This is a genomic window from Sphingomonas sp. Leaf23, assembly GCF_001421585.1.
Classification (GTDB): Bacteria; Pseudomonadota; Alphaproteobacteria; order Sphingomonadales; family Sphingomonadaceae; genus Sphingomonas.
In genome coordinates, this window is sequence record NZ_LMKR01000003.1 from 324053 (window position 1) to 337275 (window position 13223).

The 13223-nt window shown below is 66.9% G+C and carries 14 protein-coding genes; 3 read left to right on the top strand and 11 right to left on the bottom strand.

Going from position 1 to position 13223, the window contains the following annotated elements:
* Positions 1–50: 50 nt before the first annotated feature.
* Positions 51–665 (top strand): phosphatase PAP2 family protein, encoded by a 615-nt coding sequence (locus tag ASE67_RS09845; protein WP_055760155.1) that lies wholly within the window; start codon positions 51–53, stop codon positions 663–665.
* A 307-nt stretch (positions 666–972) separates the two neighbouring features.
* Here ASE67_RS09845 and ASE67_RS09850 read toward each other — a convergent pair whose 3' ends face one another.
* The 4 genes from ASE67_RS09850 to lnt all read right to left on the bottom strand — a co-directional run bounded on the left by ASE67_RS09850 (position 973) and on the right by lnt (position 5919).
* Positions 973–2025, bottom strand: a complete 1053-nt coding sequence (locus ASE67_RS09850) for a hypothetical protein (protein ID WP_055760158.1) — start codon at positions 2023–2025, stop codon at positions 973–975.
* A 161-nt stretch (positions 2026–2186) separates the two neighbouring features.
* The gene (locus ASE67_RS09855) at positions 2187–3029 is read right to left on the bottom strand and encodes a hypothetical protein (protein ID WP_055760161.1); all 843 of its coding nucleotides are present in this window, start codon (positions 3027–3029) and stop codon (positions 2187–2189) included.
* An 88-nt stretch (positions 3030–3117) separates the two neighbouring features.
* Positions 3118–4329: a methionine adenosyltransferase gene (gene metK, locus ASE67_RS09860; protein WP_055760164.1), complete on the bottom strand. Its 1212-nt coding sequence runs from the start codon at positions 4327–4329 to the stop codon at positions 3118–3120.
* Positions 4330–4404: 75 nt separating this feature from the next.
* Positions 4405–5919, bottom strand: coding sequence for an apolipoprotein N-acyltransferase (gene lnt / locus ASE67_RS09865; RefSeq protein ID WP_235511864.1), 1515 nt, complete (start codon positions 5917–5919; stop codon positions 4405–4407).
* A gap of 253 nt (positions 5920–6172) precedes the next feature.
* Here lnt and ASE67_RS09870 point away from each other — a divergent pair, with 253 nt between their 5' ends.
* Positions 6173–6505 (top strand): SMR family transporter, encoded by a 333-nt coding sequence (locus tag ASE67_RS09870; RefSeq protein ID WP_055760167.1) that lies wholly within the window; start codon positions 6173–6175, stop codon positions 6503–6505.
* A 24-nt stretch (positions 6506–6529) separates the two neighbouring features.
* Positions 6530–6832, top strand: a complete 303-nt coding sequence (locus tag ASE67_RS09875; protein ID WP_055760170.1) for a polyhydroxyalkanoic acid system family protein — start codon at positions 6530–6532, stop codon at positions 6830–6832.
* Positions 6833–6884: 52 nt separating this feature from the next.
* Here ASE67_RS09875 and ASE67_RS09880 read toward each other — a convergent pair whose 3' ends face one another.
* The 7 genes from ASE67_RS09880 to ASE67_RS09910 form a co-directional block, all read right to left on the bottom strand.
* Entirely contained in the window at positions 6885–8228 is a 1344-nt protein-coding gene (locus ASE67_RS09880) for a PQQ-dependent sugar dehydrogenase (RefSeq protein ID WP_055760174.1), read from the bottom strand.
* Between the two features lie 546 nt (positions 8229–8774).
* Entirely contained in the window at positions 8775–9683 is a 909-nt protein-coding gene (locus tag ASE67_RS09885; protein ID WP_055760178.1) for a hemolysin family protein, read from the bottom strand.
* A gap of 10 nt (positions 9684–9693) precedes the next feature.
* The gene (gene ybeY, locus ASE67_RS09890; RefSeq protein ID WP_055760180.1) at positions 9694–10206 is read right to left on the bottom strand and encodes an rRNA maturation RNase YbeY; all 513 of its coding nucleotides are present in this window, start codon (positions 10204–10206) and stop codon (positions 9694–9696) included.
* The gene (locus tag ASE67_RS09895) at positions 10203–10598 is read right to left on the bottom strand and encodes a type II toxin-antitoxin system VapC family toxin (RefSeq protein WP_055760182.1); all 396 of its coding nucleotides are present in this window, start codon (positions 10596–10598) and stop codon (positions 10203–10205) included. Before ASE67_RS09895 ends, ybeY begins: the two co-directional genes overlap by 4 nt.
* Complete coding sequence (locus ASE67_RS09900) at positions 10595–10837, bottom strand: type II toxin-antitoxin system VapB family antitoxin (RefSeq protein WP_055760185.1); 243 nt, start codon at positions 10835–10837, stop codon at positions 10595–10597. Before ASE67_RS09900 ends, ASE67_RS09895 begins: the two co-directional genes overlap by 4 nt.
* Positions 10838–10889: 52 nt before the next feature.
* A complete protein-coding gene (locus tag ASE67_RS09905) occupies positions 10890–11891 on the bottom strand; it encodes a PhoH family protein (RefSeq protein ID WP_055760188.1) in 1002 nt (333 codons plus the stop codon).
* 221 nt (positions 11892–12112) lie between these two features.
* Entirely contained in the window at positions 12113–13171 is a 1059-nt protein-coding gene (locus tag ASE67_RS09910; RefSeq protein WP_055760191.1) for an NAD(P)-dependent alcohol dehydrogenase, read from the bottom strand.
* Positions 13172–13223: the final 52 nt, after the last annotated feature.

The following is a 13223-nucleotide window of genomic DNA, read 5'->3' on the forward strand; positions in this document are numbered from 1 at the left end:
GTGGGCCGTGTCGGCGGGGAGCTTCCTCGATCCCCACGGGTTGGAGGGCGATGGGAAAGAAGAAGCAGGCGAAGCGCGCGGCAAAGCACAAGGCGAAGCAGCTGGTCGATGCCGATATCGATGTCGGGCACGGCGTGGCCGCCGAGCTGCGCCATCATCCGGTGGTACAGGTGGCCGGCGCGCTGAGCGAGGTGGCCGACCAGCCGCCGATGGTCGCGATCAACCTGACCACCATCGCCGCCGGGCTGATCGCGCAGGATGCCCGGCTGACGCGGACGGGCATCCGGATGCTGGCGGCGCATGGCCTCGCCACGCTGGTCAAGGCAGCGATCAAGCACAATGTCGACCGGGCACGGCCCAAGCTGTTCGCCAGTCGCGAGGCGCATCGCCCGACGCCGGGCGACCGGGACGAGGGGCCGCAAAACTCCTTTCCGTCCGGCCATACCGCCGGTGCCGTCGCGGTCGCACGGGCGGTGGCGCGCGAATATCCGGGCGTGGCGGTGCCGGTACAGGCGGCGGCGGCCGGCATCGCCGCGATCCAGGTGCCGCGCGGCACCCACTTCCCGATCGACGTCGCGGTGGGGGCGGTGATCGGCTGGGCGGCAGAGGCGATCGTTGCGCGGGTGCTGCCGGCGGCGGAGCGCCCATCGTCACCCCGGCCTTAAGCCGGGGTCCCGCTTTCTTGCGGCGCTGAGAAGAAGCGGGACCCCGGGTCAGGCCCGGGGTGACGAGCCTGGCAAACGGCTCGATCCGTGCGGCGTTGCCGGCCAATCGGGGCTGGAAAGAATATCGTTAGTTAACAGTGTCTTGACCGAAACCTGCCGGCCAAAGTTCACAAAGTTCACACTTGCCACGTTTTGCGCGCTAACCGTTCGCTCGGCCCGCTACGGCGTCGTTTCGCGATGTCAAAGAGCATCGGCGAGCATGACAGGGCGGCGGGGTGTAGGAAAGCGACCCGCCGGGCCGGTTGCCCTATTTGAAGAATTCGGGATTGATCGTGACGTTACGCTTCTTGCCCCAGGTCGTCGTGCGGGCGAGGATCGGGCGGTTCAGTGCGGCGATCAGCGTGTCGGGCGCGGGCAGGGCGGTCATCGGTGCATAGATGGCGATCGATCCGGGTTCGTAGAGCGCGACCGACCATTGGGCGACCTTCCTGCCCTCCGATTCCCCCACTTCGCGGGCGATCACATCGGGTTCGACCGCAAAGCCGCGCCCGCTGTCACTGATCGCCAGCAGATAGCCGTCGGTCGCGCCGTCGCGGCGATAGGCGGCACCGACCTGCGCAGGGGCCGGGTCGCGGCACCAGGTTGCCGGCGTGGCGGCAGCGCCGGTCCTTTTCTCGCCCTCGGCGGCGGCGACCAGCCCGCCGGTGAGCGCGGCGGTTTGCAGCGCATTCGCATCGGTCACCGGCGCGGCGTTTGCTGCGAAGGCAAGCGGGGTAGTACAGTCCGTGACCGGCGCGGCGGCGGGGGCGGCGGGGATGGCTTTCGGCCATTCGAGCGCGCCCAGCACCGCCGGGATACGCGCCGCGACGGTCGCGCCGTCGAGCTTCGTCGAACTATAGCGCACCTTCACCAGCCATTCGCCGACCGGCAGGATGGCGAGCGCGGTGCCGCGATAGGGCGCCTTGGTCAGCGTCCATCCCGCCATCAGCCCGCTGGCGCTCGACTGGCCTGGCGGGGTGAAGGCGGTCGGGACCACCGGCGCGACATTGCCGAACATCTCCTTGCGTTGTTCGATCGAGGCGCGAGCGCGGTCGAACCACACCGGCACGCTGCCGCTCAAGGTGCGATAGACATAGACGTTGATCGCGTCGGGACCGTCCTGATAGACGGCGAACACGTCGAGTTCGTCGTCGCCCAGCTGGCGGACGTCGACGCGCTTCATCCCGTCCAGTTCGGCGGGGGCGGTGATGCCGCTATGCTTGAAGCGATAGGGCTTGCCCGCCTTCGCGCCGACCGGTGCCCCGACCTGCTGCGCGGCGACCGGGGCCGCAATCATCATTCCCGCGGCCAGCACAGCCATCCATTTCCGCATATGATCCCCCCTTGGCGGCCGTTCGGCAGCCGTCCGTCGCGCGCGAACCTTTCGTAGTTTCGGGGGAATGTCGAGGGGGGGGGCGGGCGTCGTGTCCGGCGTTGCCGCCCCGGACCTGATCCGGGGTGACGGTCGGCGGGCGGTTTTTCCTATGCCGCGGGCTTCGGTGCCTTTTCCGGCCTGGCGGTGGTCGTCGGTACGAGGCTGGTCGGCATACCGGGTCTCAGCACGAACATTCGGTCGCCGCCCCGCGGGACGACCACGTAGAGCCGCCGCTGATACGCCTCCACGACGAAACTGTGCGCTTCGTTGGGGAGCGGGGCGGTGAGGGTCGATACCACGGCGCCCACGCCGCGCTGCCCCTTGGGGGGCGGGGGCACGGTCATGCAACCCTTCGAAAAGGCGTAGGGCGCACCGGCGCGCCCGTCGGCGGCGACGTCCACCCGGTAATGACCGCCGATCGGCAGGTCGTCCGCCTTGGTCTGCGCCGACAGGAAATAGACCGAGGTCACGCTATCGGGCGCGGTGGGTGGGACGACGACGCTGTTGAAGGCGGGGCCGCAAGGCAGCAGCCTGGCGGCTCCGATCGCCTTGGCCGCGCTGTCGCGCGCCGCGATCAGGTGGAGTTGGGCCGGGGAGAGTATCCCCGCGTCGCCGGTGACGAGCGTCGCATCGGCGAGCTTTCCACCGATCAGCCGTGCGGTGTAGAGCGCACGCGGTGGTTGCGACCGGTCGTGGAAGATCAGCGTCGGCGATGCGGCCGCCCCTTCGACGATCCAGCCGCCCAGCTTCTGCCGCCAATCGGGCAGGCGCTTCTGCACATCATCGGTGCCGAGCCATGCCACCCGGTCATAGGCGGCGAGCAACCGGCCGCGTTCGGTGGTGCGGTCCAGCGCCGCGCGATCCTCTGCCGAGATAGTCTCGACCGGCGCGATCTGCGCCATGGCGGGCGCGGCCAGGGCCATTGCCAGCAGTGCCGTCACGGTTCGCATCGTATCCCCCTTGCGCGGCGGCCACAAAAAAAGGAGGCCCGCCGTCGCCGGCGAACCTCCCTTTTTTCGCAAATGCTGTCCAGCGGGATCAGGCGGCGAGCGCGGCCTTCAGGTCGTCGACCAGATCGGTCTTTTCCCACGGGAACAGGTCGCCCTCGGGCTTGCGGCCGAAATGGCCATAGGCGGCGGTGGCGCGATAGATCGGCTTGTTGAGCGAAAGGTGCGTGCGGATGCCGCGCGGGGTCAGGCCGCCGAGCTTCGCGATGCCGGCAATCGCGGTTTCGATCGCGTCGTCGCCGACCGTACCGGTGCCGTGGGTGTTCACGTACAGCGACAGCGGCTTCGACACGCCGATCGCATAGGCGAGCTGGATCGTGCAGCGCTTGGCAAGGCCGGCGGCAACGATGTTCTTCGCCAGATACCGGGTGATGTACGCCGCCGAGCGATCGACCTTCGTCGGGTCCTTGCCGCTGAACGCGCCGCCGCCGTGCGGGGCGGCACCGCCGTACGTGTCGACGATGATCTTGCGACCGGTGAGCCCTGCGTCCCCGTCCGGGCCGCCGATTTCGAAGCTGCCGGTCGGGTTGATGTGATATTCGGTGGCGTCCGACAGCAGCTCGGCCGGGAGGACGTCGGCGACGACCGACTTCACATAATTGTGCAGCTCGGCTTCCTTTTCGCCATTGTCATAGCCCGGCGCATGCTGGGTCGAGACGACGATCGCGGTCGCGGCGACCGGCTTGCCGTTTTCGAAGCGCAGCGTGACCTGGCTCTTGGCATCGGGTTCGAGGAACGGCGCGGTGCCGGCGTGGCGATCTGCGGCCATCTTCGCGAGAATCTTGTGGCTGTAGTCCAGCGTCGCCGGCATCAGGTCCGGCGTTTCGTCGCAGGCGAAGCCGAACATGATGCCCTGGTCGCCGGCGCCTTCATCCTTGTTGCCCGACGCGTCGACGCCCTGCGCGATATGCGCCGACTGCGCATGCAGGTTGTTTTCGAAGCGGAAGGTTTCCCAATGGAAGCCCGACTGTTCATAGCCGATCGCCTTCACCGTTTCGCGCACGGTGCGTTCGATCTCGTCCTGGGCACCGTCCGCCCATGCGCCGTTTTCGAACACGCCCTTGCAGCGGATTTCACCGGCGAGGACGACGAGCTGGGTCGTGGTCAGCGTTTCGCAGGCGATGCGCGCTTCGGGGTCCTTCGACAGGAACAGGTCGACGATCGAGTCGGAAATCTGGTCCGCGACCTTGTCGGGGTGGCCCTCGGAAACCGATTCCGAGGTGAAGAGATAATTGGAACGCATGGACTTCCTCTAGGCTAGAGGGAAAGCGTGCGGCCGTTGCCATGCCGCATATAAAGCTTTCCTTATGTCGCGGCTCTAGCGCGCGCGGCGGCGGATGGCAATCGCGAGGGCGGACAGCAAAACTATCGCCAGCAGCGCCATCCAGTTGCCGACCCGTGCGAACAGCGTCGGGGCATGGGGGGCGGGCAGCGGCACTTCGATCGCATCGGCGCGGCCCGCCGGGATGGTCGCGACCAGCGCGCCCGACGCGTCGATCACCGCCGAGATGCCGGTCGGCGTCGCGCGCAGGATCGGCAGGCCCTCCTCGGTCGCGCGGAGGCGGGCCTGCGCCAGATGCTGCGGCGGACCCCAGGTGCCGAACCATGCGTCGTTCGAGGGATTGAAGAGGAACGCCGGGCGGTGGGCACGGTCGACGACCTGGCCGGAAAAGATGATCTCGTAACAAATCTGCATGCCGACCTGTCCGAAGCCGGGCAGGCTCAGCGTCGCCGGGCCGGGGCCGGGGGCAAAGTCGATATCACCCATCACGAGCCGCGAGAGGCCGAGCGGCTGGAGCAGCGAGCGCATCGGGAGATATTCGCCGCCGGGCACCAGATGCGCCTTGTCATACCGCCCGGCGATACGGGTGTCGGGGGTGAGCGCAAACACCGAGTTGCCCGCGCCGACCAGCTGGCCATCGCGCGCGAAGTTCAGCGCGGTACCGCCGACCAGCGCGACGTCGCGGGGGCCAAGGACGCTGGCGATCTTTGCGCGCAGCAGCAGCGGCGACTGGCGATACCAGTCGAACGGATAGCCGTCCTCGAGGTAGAAATTGACCGTGCCTTCGGGCCAGACCACGAGGCGCGGGGCGCGGCCGGGGGTGCCAGACAGCTCGATCTGCTTGTCGAGCAGGCGTTCGTCATAGCCGGGGCTGCGCACCGCCTCTTGCGGGAAATTCGGCTGGACGACGCGGACGCGGGGGGCGGTGGCGGCAACCGTAACCGGCTTCGACGCCGGACCGGGGACCAGCATCAGCAGCGCGAGGGCGACGATCACACCCGCGCGGACTTTCGGGCGGGGCAGCAACAGCGCGGCGCTGAGCAATACGGTCAGCCCCGACAGCGCGTAGGTGCCCGTAACGGTGGCTACGCTACGCAGCGGGGTGGGCACCCAGACCACGCCGATCGGGTTCCACGCATAGCCGGTGAAGACCACGGCGCGCGCATATTCGGTCGCGATCCACGCGGCGGCGGCGACCGCGACATAAGCGAGGTCGGGGCGTTTGCTGCGCCGCCCCAGCTTCCACGCGATGCCGCCCGCCAGCATCGGATAGATCGCCAGATACAGCGCCAGCCCGACCACCGCGACATAGCCGAGTGCGGGCGGCATCCGGTCCTGGAAATCGAACGCGTGCTGGATCCAGTTATTGCCGACCGTGAAATGCGCGACGCCGAACAGCCACGACCGCCACAGCGCCCCCTTCAGCGTCGGTGCGCGGTGGACGACCCACAGCCACAGTGCCAGCGCGGCGAGCGTGACCGGCCACCAACCGAGCGGCGCGAAACCAAGGGCCGAGGTCAGGCCGGCGAGCAGGGCGAGAAGAGCGGGCACGGCGCTGCATATCCTAGGTGCAGGGGGCGGGTGCAAGGGGGCGTGCGATGCGCCTTCAACCAATCCGTTTGGTTCGAGCTTGTCGAGAGCGGGGTGCGGTTGGGCGGCGCGTTCTCGACAGATGCTTCTCGACAAGCTCGAAGCTGCTCGAACCGAACGGGGTGGTGGGGAGAGGCTCGAACCTACCCTCGTTAAGTTCGAGCTTGTCGAGAACCACGGGCGACCTTCGCGCTTCCGTGCTATCGCCAACCCGATGACCGCCTACACCTGGCTTGCCATAGCGATTGTTGCTGAAGTGATCGCCACCTCCACGATGCGCGCGACCGCCGGCTTTACGAAGCTCGGCCCCTCGCTGGTGACCCTCGCTGGCTATGCGGTCGCCTTCTACTGCCTGTCACTGGCGTTGCGCACGATGCCGACCGGGATCGCCTATGCGATCTGGTCCGGGGTTGGAATCGTGCTGGTCGCCGGGATCGCATGGGGGTGGCAGGGGCAGCGGCTGGACGGGGCGGCGGTGCTGGGCATGAGCCTCATCATCGCCGGTGTCCTGGTGATGAACCTGTTTTCGAAGAGCGTCGCACACTAGATGCGATGCGAAGAGGAGTTTTGCATGAACCAACCGGTCGAAGTCGATATCCCCCACCAGCTGGGCCGTGCAGGCGTGCGGCAGCGGATCGATGGCGGGATCGACAAGCTGGCGAACATGATCCCCGGCGGCGTGATGCACGACAAACGCTGGGACGGCGACACGCTGCACTTCACGGTCAGCGGCATGGGGCAGGTGGTCAAGGCGCGCTGCGAGATGCACGACGCCCATGTCCATGCGGTGCTCGACCTGCCGCCGATGCTGGCGATGTTCGCCAACAAGATCAAGGAGAAGCTGGGCCGCGACGGGCCGGCATTGTTGAAGTAGGCCGCTCGTACCTTTCGTCATTCCGGCTGTCGCCGGAATGACGAGCAGGGACTTATCGCGCCGACAGCGGCTGGCTGACCCGCCAGATCACGTTGCCGACGTCATCCGCCACCAGCATCGCGCCGGTGCGGTCGGCGATGACCCCCACCGGACGGCCGAACGCCTGCTTGCCATCGGCCGACAGGAACCCGGTGAGCAGGTCGACCGGCTTCGCATCCTTGGCCGGGAAGCTGCCATCGGCGGCGAACGGGACATAGATCACCTTGTAGCCCGACGGCGGCACCCGGTTCCACGATCCATGCAGCCCGACGACCGCGCCGTTGCCGAACCGCTGGCCCAGCCGCATATCGCTGGTGAAGGCGAGGCCGAGCGGGGCGACATGCGCGCCCAGCGCATAGTCTGGGCGGGCGACATACTGGCGCAGGTCCGGGCGCTGCGGCTGGACGCGATCGTCGATATACCCGCCCCAATAATGCCACGGCCAGCCATAGTTGCCGCCGAATTCGACCTTGGTCATGTAATCGGGCGGCATGTCGGAGCCGAGCATGTCGCGTTCGTTGACGACCGCCCACAAGTCCTTGCTGCGCGGCTCGAACGCCATGCCGTTGGCGTTGCGCACGCCCGCGGCATAGATGCGGAACGTCTTCTTTACCGGATCGACCTGCCAGATGGCGGCGCGGTTCTTTTCGATCTCCAGCCCGTTTTCGGCGATGTTGGAGGCCGATCCGACGCTGACGTACAGCGACTTGCCATCGGGATCGGCGATGACGTTGCGCGCCCAGTGATTGCCGCCGCCGGGCAGGTCGACGATCTTTTCAGCGCCTGCCGTGATCCGGGTCTGGCCGACGCGGAAGGGATAGCGGACCAGCGCGTCGGTGTTGGCGACGTACAGCCAGTCGCCGACCACCACCATGCCGAACGGCGAGTTCAGCCCGCTGAGCAGCGTCGAGCGCCCCTCCGCCACGCCGTCGCCATTGGCATCGCGCAACAAGGTAATGCGATTGGCCGAGGGGGTGCCGGCACCCGCCTGGTCCATGAACAGCCGCATGAACCAGCCGGTGATGCCGCCGCCTTCGCGCGGGGGGCTGTTGGTTTCGGCGACCAGCACGTCGCCATTGGCAAGCCGGTAGAGCCAGCGCGGATGGTCGAGGCCCTTGGCGAACGCCTGCACCTGCAGGCCGGCCGGGGCGGTCGGGGTCTGACCGTCCTTCCATCCGGTCGGTTCGGCGATGCGCACGGTCGGGATCGTCTGCTTGCGCACCTGCGACAGTTGCGGCGTACGGCCGGCGACGGCATTTTCGCTCAGTTCCGCCCGGTCGGGCCGGGTGAGGTAAAAGACGAGTCCCGCGATCAGGACCAGCAGGACGATTCCGAAACGGATGGCATGTTTGCGCATGGAAGCTGAATAGGGCGGCAGGGGGACCGGGGGAAGGGGGCGGCGTCCGATTGTCGCGCGCGGCGGGTTCGTGCCCTTGCGGGTTTAGAGCCCGCACTGTTTCGCGACCGGCAAGGAATGGACGATGCGACACTCGCCTGCCCTTTAGGACAGCAGGCCGAGGCCGATGCGGCGTTTGGCTGTCCATCAGCCAGCCGGCGCTACCGGTATCGACTGTAATAGGGAGAAGGCCGCCGATGCCAAGGGAGTAGCACCGGCGGCCTGTCGGATGCCGTCAGAGAGGGCGCGGCCAACGCCGGCGCCGCGTCTCGCGACTGCACCCGATTCGTATTTATTGGGATGACCCCGCCTTCAGCACTGGTTTCATCCGCAACCAGTCGCTTCGCGTATCATCACCCTGTAACGCAATAATACGTCCAGATGATGGCAAGCGAGAAACGCGGATTTCCGCCCCGTGTGATCGATTGCAGCGATCACACGCCGTCGCGGTCTGGCGGACCGAGGGGCAACGTCACCGTGCCTCGCGCCATCATTGAGCGCGCCCGCCTATTCCTCGATGACCGGCAGCGGCGGGTGGAGGCGCAGGCGCAGGACGCGGCGGGTGTCGGCGGCAACGATCTCGATCCGCCAGCCCGACGGGTGGTCGAGGCACGCGCCCTGCTTGGGCACTTCGCCGGCCAGCACGAAGGCAAGGCCGCCCAGCGTCTCGACATCCTCCTCTACTTCGCCGAGGCGTGGATCGATCAGTTCAGCGGCGTCTTCCAGCTCGGCGCGCGCATCGGCTTCCCACGCGCCGCCGTCTAGCGGCACGAACAGGTCGGTCGGCGCCTCGTCATGCTCGTCCTCGATCTCGCCAACGATCTCCTCGACCAGATCCTCGATCGTAATGAGGCCGTCGGTGCCCGAATATTCGTCGAGCACGATGGCAAGGTGGGTCCGGCTGGCCTGCATCTGCGCGAGCAGGTCGAGCGTGCCCATCGATTGCGGCACATAGAGCGGCTGGCGCAGCAGGCTGATCGCGGTCGGGGGATGTTCCTCACCCTTCGCCAAAATCGCGAACACGTCCTTCACATGGACCATGCCGACGATGGTATCCAGCTTCTCGCGGTACACCGGCAGGCGGCTGTGCCCGGCTTCGGCGAACAGCTTCACGACATCGGCAAAGGGGGTGTTTTCCTCCAGCGCGACGATATCGGCGCGCGGCACGCCCATGTCGCCGGCATCACGCTCGCCGAAATGCAGGATGTTGCGGAGCATCTTCCGCTCGATCGGCGAAAGGTCGCCTGCGACCGGCGCATCGTTTTCGTCCTCATGCGCCGCGATCACTTCCTCGATCCGTTCGCGCAGCGTCTCGCTGGCGTCGGTGCCGAAGATCAGCGAGCGCAGGCCCCGCCATATGCCCCCTTCGGAGCTGCTACTGTCGCCGGGCGTGGTGCTGGTCGAAACGTCGGCCATGATGGTCGTGTCAGTCCTCTGTAACGGGATAGGGGTCGTGCAGGCCGAGTTCGGCGAGCGTGGAACGCTCGATCGCCTCCATGGCTTCCGCCTCGGCATCATTTTGATGGTCATGGCCTAGCAAATGCAGGCAGCCGTGGACAATCAGGTGCGTGGCATGATCGGCAACGGAAATACCGCGCTCCGCCGCTTCGGCGGCACAGACGCCGTGGGCCAGCACGATATCGCCGAGCAGCACCTCGCCGTCGTCGCTGTTCTGCGTGACGGTGTCGAGCAGGTCGGGCTGGATCATCGGAAAGGACAGGACGTTGGTCGGCTTGTCCTTGTGCCGATATTGCCGGTTGAGCGTGTGGACCTCTTCGTCCGACGTCAGCCGGATCGCGACCTCGATCAGCGCCGGATCGGTCAGCCACGCGGCCTGTGGGGTGCGACCGATCGCGGCGGTGGCGGCGCGGGTGGCCAGCGCCTCCCAATCCTGATCCTGCGGCCAGTCGGCCTCTGCCTGTACGGCGATGTCGATCATCTGAGGTCGGTCCTTGCGAAATCGTCGCCCTTGTAGAGCAATGCGGCATTGTTGGTACGGGCGCAGGCATAGGCAAAGCAATCGCCCATGTTGAGTTTCGCGTCGTGGCGGCCCTTGCCGTAGCGATGGTGCGCTTCGGTGGCGAGGCGGGCCTCCGCTTCGCCGATCGCTACCATCTCGAACCCGTTTTCATGGGCAAAGGCATCGGTAATCTCGGCGGACAGGGCGTCGCCATAGGTCGTCGCTCGCGCCACGCCGCCGATCGTTTCCCAGCGGGCAATCGGCGACCACAACAAGCGATCATAGGCCGACATGCGATCATTCTGTTCGAGATAATCGGATTCGCGCGCCAGGATCGACACCAGCACCGATGCATCGACGAACGCGGTCACAGGTCGCCGGACAGTTCGTCGAAGAACGCCTTGTCGGCGGCAAGGCCGCTCGATTCGGGCAGGGGATGGCGGCGGTAGAAATCCTCCAGCCGTTCGCGCGGGGTCGCGGCACGACGGCTGCGCGCCAGTTCGGCCTCGACCGCGCTACGCACGGCTTCGGTCTTGCTGGTCCCACGCAGGCGTGCAAGCTGATCGACCAGCGCGCTGGTCCGTTCATCCTTGATATACAGCGACGCCATGACGACCTCTCACACGGTATATCCCGCAACCTAAAGCGGGATATACTCGAACTCAAGCATCCTTGCCCTCATAGGCCTCGACGATGCGACCGACGATCGGGTGGCGCACCACGTCGCCCGCGCCAAAGCCGGCAAAGGCCATGCCCTCGATCCCTTCCAGCCGGCGGGTGGCATCCGCGAGGCCCGATGCCTGGACGCCGCCGGGCAAATCGGTCTGGTTCGGATCGCCGCACACCACCATGCGGCTGTTCTGGCCGAAGCGGGTGAGGAACATCTTCATCTGCGCGGGCGTTGTATTCTGCGCTTCGTCGAGGATGACGAAGGCGTCGGCGAGCGTCCGGCCGCGCATGAAGGCGATCGGCGCGATTTCGATTTCGCCCGACAAAATGCGGCGTTCGACCTGCTCGGCGGGCAGGCAGTCATTCAGCGCGTCGTAGAGCGGGCGCAGATACGGATCGACCTTTTCCTTCATGTCGCCGGGCAGGAAGCCGAGCTTCTCGCCCGCCTCCACCGCCGGGCGCGACAGGATCAGCCGCTGGACGCTGCCGGTGATGAGCTGCGCCACGGCCTGTGCGACCGCGATATAGGTCTTGCCGGTGCCCGCCGGCCCCAGAGCAAAGATGATGTCGTTGGACAGCAGCTGGTGCATGTAGCTGGCCTGCGCGGCGGTGCGCGGCATGATCGTCTTCTTGCGGGTCCGGATCATGATCGACGGCGCGCCCTGACCGCTTTCCGCACGGAAGATGCCGTCGAGCGCGGGCTGCGCCGACATGGCGATCACCGCATCGATCAGGCCGGGATCGACCTCTTCACCGCGCAGGATGCGGCGGTGGAGTTCGTTCAGCACCTCGCGGGCATGGGCGACGGCCTCCGCCGACCCCTCGATCCCGACCCGGTCACCGCGCGCGGTGATATAGACGCCCAACCGTTCCTCCAGCGCCAGCAGGTTGGCATCGAACTCGCCGAACAGGCGGGAGAGGAGTTGCGGTTTGTCGAAGCTGATTTCGGCGCGGGCGCGCTGACCGGCTTGGGCGGGGACGGGCTTGCGGCTCATGCGATCCTTTCGCGAAGCGGCCGGAACGCGAGGTGCGCCCGGCCGGGGAAGCATATGGTGGCGGGATGGAGGTCGCGCATCCACCCTTCAACGCACGAAGGCGGCAGGGGGAGCCAGGGGCGGCGCAATTGCATCGCCGGGGAGTGTGGCAGAGCCGAAGGCGGCGGGACAGCGATAAATGTGTGGGGGATGCAGGTCGCTCCCGCATCCCCCAGGCGCCATCAGCCGAGCGTCGCCATGTCGATGACGAAGCGGTACTTCACGTCGCTCTTCTGCATCCGGTCATAGCCGGCCTCGATATCGGCCATGTCGATCATCTCGATATCGGCGGTCAGGCCGTGCTTGTTGCAGAAATCGAGCATTTCCTGCGTCTCGGCGATGCCGCCGATCAGCGAGCCGGCCAGCGAACGGCGACCGAATACGAGGGTGCCGACCGAGGGCGAGGGGTGCGGCGTTTCGGGCACGCCGACCAGCGTCATCGTGCCATCGCGCTTGAGCAGGCCGAGGAACTGGTCAAGGTTGTGGGCAGCGGCGACGGTGTTCAGGATGAAGTCGAAGCTGCCGGCATGCGCGCCCATGGCGTCGGCGTCCTTCGACACGATCAGATCCTTGGCACCCAGCCGGATCGCGTCGTCGCGCTTGTTCGGCGAGGTCGAGAAGACATAGACCTCGGCCCCCATCGCGGCGGCGATCTTCACGCCCATATGGCCGAGACCGCCCAGGCCGACGATGCCGACCTTCTGGCCCGGCCCGACGCCCCAGTGCTTGAGCGGCGAATAGGTGGTGATCCCGGCGCACAGCAGCGGGGCAACGGCGGCGAGGTCGCCCTCGTCATGGCTGACCTTCAGCACGAAGTCCTGGTCGACGACGATATGGTCCGAATAGCCGCCAAAGGTGTGGCCGCCCAGCACCGGGTCGGGACCGTTATAGGTGCCGACGAACCCGCCGCCGGTGCAATATTGCTCTTCGCCCTCATGGCACGACGCGCATTCGCCGCAGCTGTCGACCATGCAGCCGACGCCGACGGTATCGCCGACCTGGAACTTCGTCACGTCGCTGCCGACCGCAGTTACCGTGCCGACGATCTCATGCCCCGGTACGCAGGGGTAGAGCGTGCCCGGCCATTCGCCGCGCGCGGTGTGGAGGTCGCTGTGGCACACGCCGCAATAGCGGATGTCGATCGCGACGTCGTTCGCCTGCGGATCGCGACGTTCGAAGGAGAAGGGGGCGAGCTTGGCATCGGCCGCCTGTGCGGCATAGCCCTTGGCTGGGGTCGTCATGATGGGTTTTTCCGTGAATGAGAGCATTCCGCGGCGTGCAATGCGATCCCGG